This window comes from Microcoleus sp. S13_C3 (assembly GCF_036700905.1).
GTDB lineage: Bacteria > Cyanobacteriota > Cyanobacteriia > Cyanobacteriales > Microcoleaceae > Microcoleus.
Genome location: NZ_JAUBPT010000182.1, coordinates 1 through 15,385, shown reverse-complemented (window position 1 = coordinate 15,385; position 15,385 = coordinate 1). Strand labels below are relative to the sequence as shown.

Genomic DNA, 15,385 nt, shown 5'->3' with positions numbered 1-15,385 from the left:
GCCCAATGCCCAATGCCCAATGCCCAATGCCCAATGCCCAATGCCCAATGCCCAATGCCCAATGCCCAATGCCCAATTACTAATTACCAAGATTATGAATCATTTAAGGCTCAAATCGCTGACATTTTACGGGGTTACGATCGGCTTAGTGGCGCTGCTGTTTAAAGTAGTGAGTGCTTACGGCGAAACAAATTTAAAGGCGGCCCCGGCAATTGCGGGAAATTATCGCTTCGATCCTAAAAGTTTGCCCGAATGTCTGAAATCTGATGTTTTGGTATTGACAATCGAGCAATCCGGTGTTTATTTAAGCGGTAATTTGCGATCGGGCAGCAGGGAGGCCAGGGAAAAAACAGGCGAGGAGAAACCTTCTCTATTTGGTAAGTGGGAAACTCAAGGATTGAACTTGTCGGGTGCGGTTCCTAATTTAGCTGGTTGCAGCGACTCCACAGCAACCGGTCAAAACAGTTCTGTTAAAATGCGCGGAATTGTGGAGCAAGAAACCCTCAAGGGAAAAATTAGTCTAACTGATAAGGCGGCGGCTACTGATTTTACGGCTCAAAGAGAAGCGGCGGTGCAACCCCAGAAGCAGGAACATTGATTGATCCCAATAGAGAAGAAGAAATGGGAAATGGGTAATTCTTTGTCGCTTTCTGACCGAAAGCATCCAGGATACAAGCCGCCGGATTCATTCCGAAAGCAGACTCAGGACCGGTGAAATAAAAAACCTGTATCCGATGAAACTTGCCCCCGGATTCATCCGTGGGGTCAATGCTTCAATCTAAAATCTAAAATCTAAAATCGATTGACTCTCCCCTTCTCCCCTCATGAAGCAAGGAATCACAAAGCGGCGGCGGGGGTGGGGGAGTGGGCGATCGAACTCCCGCCGGAGCTCGCCTGTGACGGTCGGTTGCTGCTAAATTAGAAAATATACTTAAAAGTCAATGATAAAAATAAAGTATCCCAGAGAAGTTCTTGGTTGAGAATTTGTCTTGCTCAAGACCCCCCGTGCCCGTATAGTTTGTTTGGAATGGATGTTGCCGTGATATTAATGCCGTCAGAAACTTCGCTTACCCAGTCAAACCCGTTGATTTTAGACAGTTTGCCAGACTTGTCGCCCTCCGATGGGGGATGTCCCCGCCGATCCAGATTGCAAATTGACTTGATGTTGCTGGCGATCGAAGCCTTGTATCTCGGAGGTGCCGAAGAAATGCTGGCTGTGTCAAAGGACCTGGAATTGGAATCAATTATCAAAAATCGGGTTGCCCTTTGGCTGATGCGTAATACTAACCCGCTGAGACGCTATACCCAGCGCCGCTCCCTAACCATTGTGGAGGCAAAAGCGCTGGTGGCGATCGCCTGTAATATGGCGCGTAAGTTAACCGCCACAATTCGGCAGTTGCTGCTAGACTCCCAGCAGTTGCGATCGAAAAATATCCCCCTCAACCAGAACCAGCCGCTGGCGGAGTATTTAGAACGCTTTCGAGCTCACTTTCGATCGCGCATGAACCCCAAGCGATCGCTAGTTGCAGCTTACGATTCCGACGACAAGCTCAACGAACTAGCTTTGAACTTGTTGAGCAAACTGCTATTTTGTACAGGCACAGCCGGAATGCAGCGCTTCTGGGTTAGCCTGTTTGATGGAGAAGTTGAATAAAAAATGACTATTAGGCGTCAGTACAGTCTGCCAAATTGCACCCTAGTTCTAGAAGGGTTGAGCGATGGATCTGCAGCCAGCCAGTTAGATATACGGCCGGTGCTTTCCATATTAATGAGCGCTGAATGCTATGTGAACGGTCTCCGCGAGCCCCTAAGCGGGGGACGAGACTTTTTTGAAAGCTTGGTGAGGGCCGTCAGCAGCTACGCTCAAGAATTTATGAGCGGAGTGCATTATCCCGATCGCTACGGCCCGAATTTGGGTATGGTGCAGTTGCACAGAATTGACGGGAATTTGCACCGATTGACCGTTCTACCCGCCTCCACAGGCAGCCCAACCCAAATCGATCAAAAAACAGAAGTGTCGGCAAAAGTTGATTTGACGACGGTACAGCTATTTGACTTGGTAGAGGCGATCGATCAGTTTTTTGCCGACACGCAGACGCTGCCGGAATTGTCGCTGCAATTAACCCCAATTTCCAAGCGTTACGTCAAGTCGGCCGAACCTTTGGCGAAGCGGAGTTTGCCGGCAGTCGTGGGAGTGTCGAGTTTGGCTTTGGCGGCGATGGCGTTTTTCTTGGTGCCAGTGCCCGAAGTCCAGCGCCCGAGAGATCCGGTGCGGCAGCCGAATCCTGCAGGCCAGAATCAGGGGACGGCAAATCCGGGCGGATCGGGTTCGCCTAATCCCAATCCCACGCCCCCTGCTAACGGTTTGCGGCCTGGGACTCAAACTCCGAACGCTGAATCGAGTTCGCCGACTCCGAGCCCCGCGCCGCAGCCGGACGCTTCACCGTTGGCCACACCGCAGTCGAGAACTTCGCCGCAAAGCACGCCCAGTCCTGTTGCTGAAGGTTTGGCAAGCCCAGATGTGGCAGCCGTGCCAATTACCGATCCAGGGCAAATTGAGCTGTTGAGGGGCAAACTTTCCCAGCAAATTGACGGAGTTGTGAAGAATCAGCCTCCGGTTGATGGGGAGTTGGTTTATCGGGTGAGTGTGGCCCAAGACGGGGCGATTGTCGGTTACAAGTCGGAAAATTCGGCAGCAGTCGATCGATCCGAAACGCCGTTGTCGGAGTTGCTTTACAAACCGGTTGGCACCAGGCCACCTGCGGAACCGCTGGCTGATTTCCGCGTAGTTTTCGCACCGGGTGGCAAAGTTCAAGTCACTCCTTGGTAATGGTTGATTGTTGACTGTTAACGGTTAAGTGTTGACTGTTAACGGTTGACTGTTGACTGATACCAAATCCCGCTTAAATGCTGCCTCTTACCATGTCCGATCGATCGCGCATAATACATCGGCCGGGGCGGGTTTTTGAGATTGTCGGTTTTTAGCAAATATTGTTGGTGAACCCGCCCCTACAGGAATCAGGGTAATTGACCGGACATGATATCAATCTCTTAGTCTGCGGAGGCAGACTTGGTTTTTCTAGTAGCGATTTCAATCGCGGGATCATCTACAAAGCGATTGCTGATTCAAAGGCCGGTTGGTGCGATCGGCTCAATATCTGGGTCAAATCCTCCGACTTGATTTGTGCGAATTATCCACAAAAAAGCTCCTTGTTTTAATAAAACTTTGGCGATTTCATCTTGGGTGCGCCTCGGCAACATTGTTCGGTAACTAATAGCAGCTTTTATCAGGGTTGCTATACCAGCAAAAAAGGTTTTTTTTAGTTCAGAATCAATCCCCGCTAATCTCGAATTTTTTCGCCAATCTGGACGCACAATGCCGAGGGGCATTAATACTTTTTCTAAACTCTCTCCTAAAGCTACTAACTGGTGAAACCTTTGGGTTTGTGCGTCGGTGGGATGTGTTTTCAACCAGTCTTGAATCTGAGGATTTGACTCTATTTCGGAAGTTATTTTTTTAATTGTCGCGTAAATTGCCTGACTTGAATCTTGGACGCAAGAAGTTGCTGGCGTGACTAAACTTGCGCCGGTGCCGTCTCCGCTGCGGTAGCGGGCCATCATGATATCTAGCTGCTGGTTTAATTCGGTTAAAGGCGACAAGGTGATGCCGTCAAAATCGTAGTCGCAACACACGGAGTCTAATTTACAGATGATATCGCAAACCGGGCGATCGCCCAACCAGCCACGCTGCAAGTCTCCCATGTAGCTTTGCCATTTGCTGGAACCGGCAACAATTCCGTCGGGATTGTGGGCGTAAACTTGTTTGTATTCTATGTCAAAACGCAGTTCGCTGGTAAAGCGATCGCGCACTACTTTTGCTACTCCAAAAGCAAAATGTCCGGTGACAATTCCCAGGGGTTGCCGTTCGCCTTTTTTGCCGCCGATACCCCCGAAACTGTGAATCACTATCCCGATATCTCCTTCTTGCCAAGGAGAGATTGAAGCGTTTTCTGTAGCATCATTTGGGGTTAACAATACTCTTTTTGCTTGCCCTTTTTGGGCTGGTGTATTTTCCCAGTTTTTGTTGCTTAAATAAGCGAGAGATTTTTTTACTCCGAAATGTGTTTCATCTGGGATTAATTGAGCAATTTTGCGGGGTTCGATTGCCTGTACTACAAATATACTGTCTTCGTCTCTTTCGCCGTAAATGTACCAGCCCTCTGGATTTAATGGCGATTGTTCGATCAGGTGATTGGTAGACCTCGCTACGCCATGTTTGTCGGGCTGTACTTGTGGAATCCGAATAATTTCGGCGGCGCCGTCAAATTGTTGAGATGTTTTGTTGAAATGCCGGACAATAAATTTGTCGCTGTCGCCTTCTTTTCGCTGTAAAATTGTGACTAAGGCGCAGAAACGTCCGATAATTTGTACTGGTTCGCGATCGATCGTGAGTTCCTGGCGATCGCTGCTGCTATACTTAATCGCAATCACGGGCCTGCGTAGCATCACAGTCACGCTGTCTTCGAGTCTGCTGCCTGCTAGAGTTTCTAAAGGGCCGACATTTCGCCAGCCGTTCAATCTATCGGGATGGATGTTGCCAGATTTTTGACTTTTTTTCGTTTGTTGTGTGAAGTTTATATCTTGACTGACTGCGTGGACAAAAAACTGTACTTCGCGATTTGTACTCCATTTCAAAAATGCTGTTTTGCCAAGAAAGTTTTTATATTTTTTTGGTGCATTTATTACTTCAAAAAACACTGAACCGTAGGGCTGGCGCTGTTCGTGTGAGGGCAAAATCAAGCGCCCGTGCCAAAGAGCGATCGGCTTGTATAGGTAGGCAACTGCTGCTGAATTTTCGCAGTTTATCTCCGGCTCAATCCCTATTGAAATATCGCTGGTTCCTCCAAAAATAGTAGCCGCTAAAGTGCCGTCACTTTCTACGAAGCGGGGTTCTAAAAAAAACTTTTCAGGTTGTGAAATATTAGCGGTTGAATTGGCAGTCTTTCTGGTGAACGAGCGTATAAAAAAAGGGCGGTTTTCCTCCAATTTCGCTTGCAACCAATTGAGGAAAATACGAATAAAAATAAAGGCTGTTAAACCACCAACAACAGCTAAAATAATCAGCCCCAAGGTCAAAATGAATTGGTTGAAAGACTGACCTGACACTAAAAAAATTGTTTGCCAGATCAAAGAAAATGCCGCCATAATATCTAAAAACGAGTTTTAGGTTCGATCCAGTCTGTGCTGGCTTGACTGCCGAAAACTAGGGGTTTGTCCTCGGTGACTGCTACCGTTTGCCCTGTCATATCAACTGCACAAAGAGGCCAAGATCGATCGCCCAAATTGCCGGCGCGGAACAGAACTTGTCCGGGACAAACTTGACTCCAACCCAACAATACAGCATGAGTGTAAAGACTGCGAGCGGGAGCAACGGTATAAGTGTAATTATCATTTTTGTCCCAAATGACACCGTAGTCGGACATATCGGAAGAGTTGAAAAGTGCTTCAAATTCGCGGGCGAGAATGCGGGAACCGTCTTGATTCCAAGAAACAGGCACTAAAATGGCGATCGTCCCGGACATATCTGTATCATCGCTAGCATACATCCCACTTTCGGCCAGTGGCGAAGCAGCCGCCACTGTTTGCAGTTCCCCGGTTTTGAGATTTTCCACAAACATGACGCTGCTAACCCGACACCGGGAGAATTCCGGCTGTACTTGCAACTCAATTCGACTGTAAGCTGCGTATTGGCCGTTAGTTGAAACTAGGGAGGGACTGCGATAATAGCGGAGGCCTGTGCCGGCAGTGGAACTCACTTTAGCATGAGTGGCACTAATCCATTCCCAAGGAACGGGATAAGGGCTATTTAGAGGGTCAGTCATCGGTTTTTTTTCCAAAAGTTTTACTGAATTATCCAACAGATTCAGCCTTGCAGGCAACGGACTAGAAACCCGGTTTCTGCCTCGATGCTTCGCCACCAAACCCCAGATTTATAGAAACCGGGTTTCTTTTTTAGATTGTAGATTGGAGGACAAATCTCAAATCTCAAATCTCAAATTTCCAATCGGATAGGTAAGATAGTATCGAAATTAATCTGGTCTGTACACGGAGAGGGATGAAATATGACGCGATCTTTTAACCAAAAACCTTCAATCCCCCCCACTCGCGTCTCCAAGTCGCGGGGAAAAGGTTTGCTTTTACTGTCGCTGATTTTTCGACTGCTGCTGCTGGGGGTGGGCAGCGGTTTTGCGTGGGTTTTGGGGATGGCGATCGCTCAAATTTCTCCGTCAGGCGCGACGGAGATGCCGCTGGCAGAGAGATTGCTGCGTGGAACTCAAAATTTGACCTCCAGCCCGAAACGCGCCCCAGCAACGCCAATTCCGGCGCTGCCGCCACCAACCGCTACACCGACTCCCCAGTCAAAACTCAGTCCTGCCCAGAGAGAGAAATTGCAGTCGGATTTGAGACAGTTGCAGGGCGAACTCAACGCGCTGATTGGCCGCACGGCGGCTTTGGAGAGTCAGTTGGGCAGCAGCCGGCCGACGGAAACTTTGGAAAAGCGTTTGCAGTTGATGTCGCGGGAATTGGCGGGGCCGGAAACGGCGGCAAGTATTGCCCCTGCTTTACCCGCGATCGGCAGCAGCCCGAGTCTGAACCCTGAAACGGTGAATACTACCCCACAGAATGCCAATAATCCGGTGTTTGGGGGGGATGGGCTGATGGTGACTCTGCCCAGCGATGTTTTGTTTGATACTGGCAGCATTTCTTTGCGCGCGGGTACTAATGCGATTTTGGACAATTTGGTGGCGGAGTTGAGCAATTACGAGGGGGCAACTGTGCGGGTTGCGGGCCACACTGACGACGCGGGGGAAGCGGCGGATAATCGCAATGTGTCGTTTGCGCGGGCTCAGGCTGTGGTGCAGTATTTGTCGGGTGTACTCGGTCAGAAGTATCATTGGGTGGCGATCGGCTATGGGGAAAGTCGCCCTTCGGTAGACAATAGTTCGGATACTAATCGGCAGCGCAACCGCCGCATTGAAGTGGCAATTAGTCCTTAGTTTTTAGTCATCAGTCATTAGTCGGCAGACTTGTAGATACTGTTGAAGTGTCAATGGTAGCGATCGAATAATTGGAGTCATATCACATCCGGTTGAACCGGAATGATTTAACCGCAGAGGACACAGAGGACGCAGAGGAAGAGAAGAGAGAGATGAATAATTCCGATGCCAACGGATTTGATATCAAACGGCTTCTGGGATGTTAAAATTGCTGTTTTGAATTTAAGATCAAACCTGGCAACTACGGAATTATACCCAAGTACGAGTGTCCCCGCGATCGGTCACGTAAGCGCTGAACTCCGAAAATTATTATTCCGATGCCAACAGAAACGATATAAATTGTATGTTTCAATTCCCTACTCCCCTTCTCCTTTTCTCCCCTGCTGTCACGCCGAAGGTGTAAGAGGTGGCAAGTCAGAATTATTTTTAGCCCGATCTATTGCCTCTCGATGTTCACTCCTAAGTTTCGGTTTTAAATACAAGTTCTCAATCAAAGCTGCTACTCCCGCAAACCAAGGCGGCACAATGACTGCTCCAATAATTCCTAATACTTGAACGCCTCCCAGGACAGACAGCAATTGATATAAAGGATGCACACCAACTGATGAACCAACTAGCAAAGGATCGAGTACGTAAGTCTCTAAATTCTGGATGATTACAAATAACAGTAATACCCACAAAAGTACCCAGCCACCTTTAGCTAATGCTACGATTAATGCTGGTACTGCTCCCAATACTGGGCCGATGAAGGGAATCAAGTTTGTCACACCTGCGATCGCACCCAAGCCTAAAGCAAATTCCGGCATTCCCAAAATGCTCAAACCTGTGGTAATAAATATCCCTAAAATGCCAGAAACTAACACTCGCCCGCGAATATAACTCCCCATTCTTTGACCGATTGGCGCGGCTTGTGCAGCTAATCTTGTATCCCAAGGTTTAGGGAAAAATTGCACCAAACTTTTGATTAATGTGTCGCTGTCCGCAACCATGTAACCGGAAATAAATAATGCTAAAACTAAGCTGAAAAAACCGCCTAGAATGCCTCTCGTTAAACTGTACGATCGCAAAACCAGTTGTTGACTCGATCGAATCAGCCAATTAGTCAGCGATTGAGTGTCCACCAACTGACCTACTAAGGCAGGGGCATCGTCGGTTAGCCGACTCAATAAATTAGTTGCTAAGGTTTCCAGGCTTTCGACATAAACGGGTAACTGCCGCAGCAGTAACTCTATTTGTTCGATGACCGTGGGCCCGATTAACACTACCGTCCCACTAAATCCGCCGATGAGAGTTAAATAAACCATAATCACCGCCAGCCAGCGGGGAACCCGCATCGTTTGGGCCCAATTCACGATCGGGACGATCGAAGCAGCCAGCACAACTGATATCATCAGAATTACTAGCAGGCTCCGCAATTGCCACAGCAGCACTAGCAGCAAGGACGATGCTACAATTAGCAGCAAGTTAGGTAAAGAAATGGTAATCCGCTGTTCTGACATGATTATTCTGACAAAATTGAGTAATGATATTGTTGTCGATCGTGTCACTCTCTATTTTATGATAAACGATATGATATAAATAATATAATTAAGATTATGAAGTCGCTATTAAAACCCGTTGAATGGATCGGCAGTTCCCGTGACGACTTGCGCGACTTTCCTGAAGATGTTCAGCAAATTATGGGTTTTGCTTTGTACCGCGCTCAACTGGGTAAAAAGCATCCTGATGCTAAACCGCTTAAAGGATTTAAAGGTGCTGGCGTTCTAGAAATAGTTGAGAATTTTGATGGAGACACTTACCGAGCGGTATATACCGTAAAATTTGAAGGAATAGTCTATGTTCTTCATGCTTTTCAAAAAAAATCAAAGCAGGGAATTGCTACCCCCAAGCAAGATATAGATTTGATTGAATCTCGACTTAAGCGTGCCAAAGAACACTACAAAAAATATTTAGAACAGCAAGAATTGGAGGAACAAAATGACTGAAGAAATAAAAGTGCATTCCAGTAGTGGAAATGTTTTTGCTGATTTAGGGCTACCCAATCCAGAGGAATTACTGATTAAGGCAGAACTAGCTCATCAGATTAGTGAATTAATTTCGGAACGCCAACTAACCCAGAACCAAGCAGCAAAGCTATTAGGAATCGATCGACCTACACTCTCAGCATTGATGCGCGGTAAATTATTAGATTTCTCTACGGAACGCCTATTTCGTTTTCTCAACGCACTCGGCAGCAACGTAGAGATTAGGATTGCCCACTCGCCACCAAATGTTCAAGCTAAAACTCACATTGTCGTAGCATCATAAGTAAACAAACAAGTAAAAAATTAAAAGATTAATATGCAATCACCACCTTCAAATAAAGATTTGTCAACCATTTCGTCTATAAAATCACCAACGCTGTTTTACGAATGGCAAAATTACCGCTGTGCTTATGAAATTTATAACCCAACTACGGCGACAGAAGATAGCATCCCCTTGTTATTAATTCATCCGATAGGAGTTGGTTTGTCAAGAATCTTTTGGCATAGATTTTGTGAGAGTTGGTACAAAGCAGGGAACAGTAATCCGATTTATAATCCCGACCTTTTGGGCTGCGGCGATTGCGAAATGCCCGCTGTGGCTTGCTATCCAGACGATTGGGCCGCACAGTTGCAGTATTTCTTAAAAACTGTAGTGAAAAAACCTGCGATCGTCCTCGTACAAGGTGCTTTACTGTCTGTAGGCTTGGCTTTAGCAAAAATGCAGCAGGAAAGCGGCTCAAATTTAATTCGCGGCTTAGTCCTCGCGGGGCCTCCCGCTTGGGCTGTCATGAACAAACATTCCACAGAAAGACAGCAAAGAATTGTCTGGAATTTGTTAAATTCTCCCTTGGGAAACGCTTTTTACCGCTACGCCAGACGCGGTGAGTTTTTGCGTTCTTTTTCTGTGAAACAACTGTTTGGAGATGCGGCACAAGTTGACAGCGAATGGTTGGATGCTTTGCAGGCTGGGGCGGCGAATCCTGACAGTCGGCACGCGGTTTTCTCGTTTTTAGCGGGGTTTTGGCGCCAGGATTATAGCGGTACGATTCAAAAGTTCGATCGACCTGCACTCATTGTGATGGGAGAAAAAGCCTCAAGCATCAGTCAAGCGGGTAAGGAAGAGAAACCGGATGAAAGATTAGCGCAATATTTAGCCCATTTTCCCAATGGGGAAGGTTTATTAATGCCGGGCCGCAATGTTTTGCCCTATGAATCCACCGCAGAATTTGTGGCGGCTGTTGCCGAATTTGTGAAGAAGTTAAATAAAAATTAAATCTCTTTCTGAAGTTTCGGTCTAATAATAACTGACACAGTTAATAGACCTCATCATGTGTGCCTATGTCGAGTAAAACAATGACTTCACTATTTGTTTCCGTATCCTCTTCAATCGAGAACACGATACGACAATCATAGCCGCAAGAGCAGGACTGAAGACCGTCGAGTTTGCCGCCTAGTTTGTGGGTACCTAGGTTTGGAAAAAATACATCTGCTTCCATTTGTCGAAGAGATTCTTCAATACGTTGCTGGATCTCTGGATTTCGTTTGACAAACTTGCGAAATGCTCGTTTGAATTTGGGAGTCAGAACCAGTTGTCTCATGCTTCCGGCTCGTCCAAAGACTGGCGTAATGTTGCAATAACCTCCTCGGCTGACTGGTGTCGAAATTTGCCTGTACGGAAATCAGCTAAGGTTTGTTGAGCATCCGCAGCTATTTCGCCGCGGACACTCTCGCGGTGACGGTTTTGCAGGATTTTTATCAGCATTTCCTGCTGTTCGTAGGACAGTTGTAAAGCAGTTTCTAGCACTTGGTCGAGGGTATTCATAGAGTTAGGCTATTAGCTCTAATGTTGAACAAATTGCGAAGTTGAGTAAATTGTATCGCTTATTCTAAGACTAGGCTACACTAAAAAAAAATGTACTAAACTCGGTTTTGTCATGAGCGACAACATCATTACGATTGAAGCAGGTAAACGCAGTGGAAAGCCTTGCATCAGGCGAATGCGAATTACCGTTTATGATGTGTTGGGTTGGCTGGCTGCGGGAATGTCTCCTGCACAAATTCTGGACGACTTTCCAGAGTTGACGGAGGAAGACATTAGAGCGTGTTTAGAATTCCGCGATTGAAATCGCTTAAGAGCCAAACGAAGTCTGCTTCCACAGACTATGAATTTGGTTTTAACTGCGGTGCCAAATTGTTGTACCATCCTTTTGATCTATTAAAGTAATTCCCTTATCCTTAAGTTCGTTGCGAATGCGATCGCCCTCAGCAAAATCCCTAGCTTTCCGGGCATCTTTCCGCTGCTGAATCATCACCTCAATCTCCGCATCACTCAAACCATCTACAGCATCATTGCTGTCACCTTCCGGCTGAACTTCTAAACCCAAAACCCCCGCCAAACTTACCAAAGTTACCCATTTTTGCTGCAACAATTCCGGCGAAGTTTCTGTTTTGCCTTGATGCACTAAAACATTACCTTCCTTGCCCAATTCCTTAGCCAATTCAAACAAAACCGTCACAGCGCCGGGAGTATTGAAATCATTATCCATCGCTGATTGGAATTCCTGCACAGCTTTGCCATCCTGTCCAGTTTTCTCAACGTCCCAATTCAGTTGAGAACCGTATCGGAGGCCAAACAGCAAACCTTCATTGATGGTATTCCAGCCATTTCGAGCATTAGCGATCGCCTCTTCGGTAAAATCAATTTGACTGCGGTACTGCGCCATCAACACAAACAGCCTCACCGCCATCGGTTCCACCGCTTTTGACTTCTCGCTTCCTTCCAAAGCTGTATCGCCCGACCAATTCCCATCCAATAAATCGCGAATTGTAATAAAATTGTGCAAAGATTTCGACATCTTTTTGCCATTGACAGTCACAAAAGCATTGTGCATCCAATAATTAGCCAGGGACTTGCCCGTCGCGGCTTCAGATTGAGCAATTTCGTTTTCGTGGTGGGGAAAAGTTAAATCGGAACCGCCGCAGTGAATGTCAATAGTTTCGCCCAAGCAATCGCGCACCATAGCCGAACATTCGATGTGCCATCCGGGGCGGCCTTTTCCCCAAGATGAATCCCAAGCCGGTTCTCCCGGTTTAGCGCTTTTCCACAGGGCAAAATCAGAGGAATCTTGCTTTTTTTGAGATTCTATTTCTGCGGTTTCCAATCTACCGCTAGCCCCGGCTTGCATTTCTTCCAACTTGCGGCCGGAAAGTTTTCCGTAATCGGCAAACTGCCTCACGTTGTAGTAAACGTCGCCGCCGGAAGCATAGGCATAACCTTTATTTTCTAATTCGTGAATCAGCCGTTTAATGCCGTCGATTGTATGGGTGGCGCGGGGATATTCATCGGCCCTGAGAATATTTAGCTTGTCCATATCTACGAAATATTCATCGATGAAGCGTTCCGCTACGGCTTCCATTGTGGAATTGGTTTCGCGGGCGCGATCGAGAATTTTGTCGTCAATATCTGTAAAATTCTGCACGTAGCGCACATCGTATCCCCGCCACATCAGATAGCGGCGCACCATGTCCCAAACAATGTAAGCGCGGGCGTGGCCCACGTGGCAGTAATCGTACACCGTAACGCCGCAGCAATACATCCGCACCTTTCCTGGTTCGAGGGGTTCAAAAGGTGATTCGCGACGGGTTAAGCTGTTGTAAAGCGTTAGGGGCATGGGATTTGAGATTTGGGATTGAGGTACTGCTCTAATTTATTATATTGCTGTTGGTGAATCTTTCGCTGTCGCTACCAAATACGAGTTTGCTACCCCCTGTATCACTCGGGGGTTGAAACCGCAACTACACAAACGAAGTCTGCCTCCGCAGACTAAGAGATAAATGCGTTATCAAACCTGCATTTAGTATTACTGCCAAACATCTGTTAAATCTAAGACAAATCCCGGTAATACATCTTCCCCGGATAAAGTGCTGGGATTATCTCATATTTCCACATCCTGATTTTGTCTCTATATCTCAACTTTCTGGTTTTTGCGATCGATTAACCATCCCAAAATGGCTCCATTTGCGATGTATAGGGGTTCTCAAGAAAGTGAAATACACGGGCTAGTTCGATGCCCCATGCTTTTAGACCCGATGCCCAATCCCCAAGAGCACCTCATGTTACTAAGAAAGACTATATTCCCGCATTTTTTCTCGCAATGGTTTCACCTTGTCCGACTTAGAACGCAATACAGATTCAGAAGAAATAGCGACCTTAGAAGGGAAGAGAGAAAGTAGTACGTCAACCAGGGCAAACGCATCATGTCAACAAGCGGGAATTTTACCGTGCTTGTTGCCACTATTATCGATAGCTGTAGTTTATTGAAAAGAGATTTGACTGCCGATAGCGGTGGCTATTCCTCAAAACACTACTACTATTCTCCCGGCAATTTAGATGCGTTTGCCCTGGTACGTCAACAGATGCTAGAATATCTCAGCCCCAAAGTTGCCATTTTTTTATCCAAACAGTAACCAAAACGGTTAAAGGGCGATCGCGCACGCTTAAGTAGTAGGACACAATTAATTACACAAAAATTTGGGCTACAAGCCTTGTCTAGTAAAGAATCAGCAAAAAATCAGTGTGTAATTAATTCTGTCCAATTACTTAACAGTTATTTACAGTTTGTAGGGGGGAGTGGACAGTGAAATATAAAGAAAAAAATAGTTTCAAAACAGGAGTTAAATGGCTACTGTGGTCTAGTTTTCTCACTGTAGGCATCGGCGGCGGCTTATTTGCCTACGGGTTATATCAAAATCGACCTCCCGAACCCATAGAAGTGCGCTTGATACCCGTCAAACTTGGCGATATTGAAGATACGATTAACGAAAGCGGTATTGTTGAATTGGGTGGTCAACAAACTCTGAAATCTCCAGATGATGGTACTGTCGATCGGGTGTTAGTAAAGATCGGGCAAACCATCACATCTGGTCAGAACTTAATTACCCTTCGTAACCCCGAACAGAAAACAACTCTCATCAAGCAAGAGTTGGAGATTCAGAAACAAAAACTCACTCTAGAAAGCTTACACCAAAAAGTGGCCGAAGCTCAGGAAGCACTCAATATCGCCCAAGGGAAACTTCAAAATTATAAATCCGGGCAAAATGACGAGTTATTAGAAATTCAACAAAAGGAACTTACCTTGACAAATAATCGAAAGAAAGTTGTTGACGCTGAGGAGGGTTTGGCTGCTGCCGATCGGAAACTTACCAATTATAAAGTATTATTTGAAAAAGGTTATATTTCGGGAGATGCCCTCCAATCGGAGGAAGGGGCAGTTCGCACCGCTAAAACCACTTTACGAGATGTACAGCTTCAAATTAACACGGATCTCCTCGCTCTTAAAGGTTTAAAAAATGAACTGCAAGACAAAGAACAACTACTTCAGAAAGAAGTGATTACTGCTGATTCCCTACTGCGACAAGCTCAGTTCAACGTTAGCACAAATAGTCGCGGACTCAAAAGCTTACAGCTTGATTACCGAGAAAAAGAACAAAAACTTAAGAACAATATTGTGACTGCATCTATTGATGGTAAGGTACTTGATATTAAAGTAAAAAATGCCAACGGAGTGAAACGTAGTGATGAACTTTTGACATTAGGCGATCCTTCACAAGAACTCGTAAAAATACAGCTTTCTACGCTAAATGCGGCTAGAGTTAGACCCAAGCAGTCTGTCCGCATCAGCATTATTGGCCCCAATCCTAAGCAGTTTTCAGGAAGAGTGGAAAGCTTGTATATTCTTGCTCAAAGTGGTGATAGTAAAGGAAATGACGGCTCTAATCAAGGCAGTCAACCAACGGTTCCTGCAACAGTAAGACTCGATGCTCCAACCCGGACTTTGATTCCAGGGAGTCAAGTGAATGTGGAGATTATTTTGCAGCAGCGCCAGAAGGTAGTAGTTTTGAATACGGAGGCAATTGTGCGATCGAAGTCTAAGCCTTTTGTGTGGATTCGTGACAGTCAAGGTAAAGCTCAGAAAAGGCCTATTACACTAGGTTTAGAAGGGTTAACTCAGGTGGAAGTAACTTCGGGTTTGCAGCCAGGTGACAGTGCTGTGATACCCCCTCCTGAACCTTCCTTAAAGCCGGGAACTCCTATTCAGGAAGAAAAAACCAATAAAAAGAATAAAAAGGAAGAAAAAAAAGAGGGCGAAGATGGGGAATGAAAATTAAAGAGTATCAGTAGATTAGCTAAATTTATGAATCCACAAACAATTAACTTTTTAATTATTTAGGACTTACGCATTGACAAAAAATATCATCTATGTATTCTAGACAATGCCATGACTGAATCGGTTTGCCAAAATA

The 15,385-nt window shown here is 46.1% G+C and carries 16 protein-coding genes and 1 pseudogene; 10 read left to right on the top strand and 7 right to left on the bottom strand.

From position 1 onward, the window contains the following. Window positions 1-94: 94 nt before the first annotated feature. The 3 genes from QUA16_RS31575 to QUA16_RS31565 all read left to right on the top strand — a co-directional run bounded on the left by QUA16_RS31575 (window position 95) and on the right by QUA16_RS31565 (window position 2,830). Entirely contained in the window at window positions 95-598 is a 504-nt protein-coding gene (locus QUA16_RS31575; RefSeq protein WP_333108423.1) for a hypothetical protein, read from the top strand. A 429-nt stretch (window positions 599-1,027) separates the two neighbouring features. Beyond that, window positions 1,028-1,654 (top strand): DUF3038 domain-containing protein, encoded by a 627-nt coding sequence (locus QUA16_RS31570; RefSeq protein WP_333108424.1) that lies wholly within the window; start codon window positions 1,028-1,030, stop codon window positions 1,652-1,654. A 3-nt stretch (window positions 1,655-1,657) separates the two neighbouring features. Continuing rightward, window positions 1,658-2,830 carry a DUF4335 domain-containing protein gene (locus QUA16_RS31565; protein ID WP_333108425.1) on the top strand — a complete coding sequence of 391 codons (1,173 nt, stop codon included), beginning with the start codon at window positions 1,658-1,660 and terminating at the stop codon, window positions 2,828-2,830. Window positions 2,831-3,126: 296 nt separating this feature from the next. On the opposite strand, the gene QUA16_RS31560 is transcribed toward QUA16_RS31565, so the two are convergent. Together QUA16_RS31560 and QUA16_RS31555 are read right to left on the bottom strand one after the other, a co-directional pair. Continuing rightward, window positions 3,127-5,205, bottom strand: coding sequence for an abortive infection protein (locus QUA16_RS31560; RefSeq protein WP_333108426.1), 2,079 nt, complete (start codon window positions 5,203-5,205; stop codon window positions 3,127-3,129). A 5-nt stretch (window positions 5,206-5,210) separates the two neighbouring features. Beyond that, a complete protein-coding gene (locus tag QUA16_RS31555) occupies window positions 5,211-5,882 on the bottom strand; it encodes a hypothetical protein (protein WP_333108427.1) in 672 nt (223 codons plus the stop codon). A 240-nt stretch (window positions 5,883-6,122) separates the two neighbouring features. On the opposite strand from QUA16_RS31555, the gene QUA16_RS31550 reads away from it, so the two are divergent. Next, window positions 6,123-7,058: an OmpA family protein gene (locus QUA16_RS31550; RefSeq protein WP_333108428.1), complete on the top strand. Its 936-nt coding sequence runs from the start codon at window positions 6,123-6,125 to the stop codon at window positions 7,056-7,058. Window positions 7,059-7,444: 386 nt separating this feature from the next. On the opposite strand, the gene QUA16_RS31545 is transcribed toward QUA16_RS31550, so the two are convergent. Continuing rightward, window positions 7,445-8,557 carry an AI-2E family transporter gene (locus QUA16_RS31545; RefSeq protein ID WP_333108429.1) on the bottom strand — a complete coding sequence of 371 codons (1,113 nt, stop codon included), beginning with the start codon at window positions 8,555-8,557 and terminating at the stop codon, window positions 7,445-7,447. 96 nt (window positions 8,558-8,653) lie between these two features. On the opposite strand from QUA16_RS31545, the gene QUA16_RS31540 reads away from it, so the two are divergent. From QUA16_RS31540 to QUA16_RS31530, 3 genes are read left to right on the top strand one after another with little or no spacing between them, the layout of a single operon-like run. After that, on the top strand, window positions 8,654-9,043 hold the full coding sequence (locus tag QUA16_RS31540) for a type II toxin-antitoxin system RelE/ParE family toxin (protein WP_333108430.1): 390 nt from the start codon (window positions 8,654-8,656) through the stop codon (window positions 9,041-9,043). Then, complete coding sequence (locus QUA16_RS31535) at window positions 9,036-9,365, top strand: helix-turn-helix domain-containing protein (RefSeq protein WP_333056013.1); 330 nt, start codon at window positions 9,036-9,038, stop codon at window positions 9,363-9,365. Before QUA16_RS31540 ends, QUA16_RS31535 begins: the two co-directional genes overlap by 8 nt. A gap of 33 nt (window positions 9,366-9,398) precedes the next feature. Continuing rightward, window positions 9,399-10,355 (top strand): alpha/beta hydrolase, encoded by a 957-nt coding sequence (locus QUA16_RS31530; RefSeq protein ID WP_333108431.1) that lies wholly within the window; start codon window positions 9,399-9,401, stop codon window positions 10,353-10,355. A gap of 40 nt (window positions 10,356-10,395) precedes the next feature. Here the strand turns inward: QUA16_RS31530 and QUA16_RS31525 are convergent, their stop codons facing one another. Next, window positions 10,396-10,680: a type II toxin-antitoxin system mRNA interferase toxin, RelE/StbE family gene (locus QUA16_RS31525; RefSeq protein WP_333108432.1), complete on the bottom strand. Its 285-nt coding sequence runs from the start codon at window positions 10,678-10,680 to the stop codon at window positions 10,396-10,398. Beyond that, on the bottom strand, window positions 10,677-10,904 hold the full coding sequence (locus QUA16_RS31520; protein WP_333108433.1) for a hypothetical protein: 228 nt from the start codon (window positions 10,902-10,904) through the stop codon (window positions 10,677-10,679). Before QUA16_RS31520 ends, QUA16_RS31525 begins: the two co-directional genes overlap by 4 nt. A gap of 112 nt (window positions 10,905-11,016) precedes the next feature. Between QUA16_RS31520 and QUA16_RS31515 the strand changes: the two genes are divergently transcribed. After that, window positions 11,017-11,205: a DUF433 domain-containing protein gene (locus QUA16_RS31515; protein ID WP_333108434.1), complete on the top strand. Its 189-nt coding sequence runs from the start codon at window positions 11,017-11,019 to the stop codon at window positions 11,203-11,205. Between the two features lie 51 nt (window positions 11,206-11,256). Here the strand turns inward: QUA16_RS31515 and cysS are convergent, their stop codons facing one another. Together cysS and QUA16_RS31505 are read right to left on the bottom strand one after the other, a co-directional pair. Next, window positions 11,257-12,753, bottom strand: coding sequence for a cysteine--tRNA ligase (gene cysS / locus QUA16_RS31510; protein ID WP_333108435.1), 1,497 nt, complete (start codon window positions 12,751-12,753; stop codon window positions 11,257-11,259). 189 nt (window positions 12,754-12,942) lie between these two features. Continuing rightward, window positions 12,943-13,110: pseudogene (locus QUA16_RS31505) on the bottom strand (Uma2 family endonuclease); the annotation flags it as partial. Window positions 13,111-13,339: 229 nt separating this feature from the next. Between QUA16_RS31505 and QUA16_RS31500 the strand changes: the two are divergent. Next, on the top strand, window positions 13,340-13,549 hold the full coding sequence (locus QUA16_RS31500; protein WP_333181624.1) for a hypothetical protein: 210 nt from the start codon (window positions 13,340-13,342) through the stop codon (window positions 13,547-13,549). Window positions 13,550-13,719: 170 nt separating this feature from the next. Beyond that, window positions 13,720-15,243 (top strand): HlyD family efflux transporter periplasmic adaptor subunit, encoded by a 1,524-nt coding sequence (locus QUA16_RS31495; RefSeq protein WP_333109734.1) that lies wholly within the window; start codon window positions 13,720-13,722, stop codon window positions 15,241-15,243. Window positions 15,244-15,385: the final 142 nt, after the last annotated feature.

Excerpts from the sequence above, each read along its gene's own strand:
- QUA16_RS31560 (WP_333108426.1), bottom strand. The coding sequence starts at position 5,205 with ATGGCGGCATTTTCTTTGATCTGGCAAACAATTTTTTTAGTGTCAGGT.
- QUA16_RS31545 (WP_333108429.1), bottom strand. The coding sequence starts at position 8,557 with ATGTCAGAACAGCGGATTACCATTTCTTTACCTAACTTGCTGCTAATT.
- QUA16_RS31565 (WP_333108425.1), top strand. The coding sequence starts at position 1,658 with ATGACTATTAGGCGTCAGTACAGTCTGCCAAATTGCACCCTAGTTCTA.
- QUA16_RS31575 (WP_333108423.1), top strand. The coding sequence starts at position 95 with ATGAATCATTTAAGGCTCAAATCGCTGACATTTTACGGGGTTACGATC.
- QUA16_RS31525 (WP_333108432.1), bottom strand. The coding sequence starts at position 10,680 with ATGAGACAACTGGTTCTGACTCCCAAATTCAAACGAGCATTTCGCAAG.
- cysS (WP_333108435.1), bottom strand. The coding sequence starts at position 12,753 with ATGCCCCTAACGCTTTACAACAGCTTAACCCGTCGCGAATCACCTTTT.
- QUA16_RS31500 (WP_333181624.1), top strand. The coding sequence starts at position 13,340 with ATGTCAACAAGCGGGAATTTTACCGTGCTTGTTGCCACTATTATCGAT.
- QUA16_RS31540 (WP_333108430.1), top strand. The coding sequence starts at position 8,654 with ATGAAGTCGCTATTAAAACCCGTTGAATGGATCGGCAGTTCCCGTGAC.
- QUA16_RS31570 (WP_333108424.1), top strand. The coding sequence starts at position 1,028 with ATGGATGTTGCCGTGATATTAATGCCGTCAGAAACTTCGCTTACCCAG.
- QUA16_RS31550 (WP_333108428.1), top strand. The coding sequence starts at position 6,123 with ATGACGCGATCTTTTAACCAAAAACCTTCAATCCCCCCCACTCGCGTC.
- QUA16_RS31515 (WP_333108434.1), top strand. The coding sequence starts at position 11,017 with ATGAGCGACAACATCATTACGATTGAAGCAGGTAAACGCAGTGGAAAG.
- QUA16_RS31530 (WP_333108431.1), top strand. The coding sequence starts at position 9,399 with ATGCAATCACCACCTTCAAATAAAGATTTGTCAACCATTTCGTCTATA.
- QUA16_RS31535 (WP_333056013.1), top strand. The coding sequence starts at position 9,036 with ATGACTGAAGAAATAAAAGTGCATTCCAGTAGTGGAAATGTTTTTGCT.
- QUA16_RS31520 (WP_333108433.1), bottom strand. The coding sequence starts at position 10,904 with ATGAATACCCTCGACCAAGTGCTAGAAACTGCTTTACAACTGTCCTAC.
- QUA16_RS31555 (WP_333108427.1), bottom strand. The coding sequence starts at position 5,882 with ATGACTGACCCTCTAAATAGCCCTTATCCCGTTCCTTGGGAATGGATT.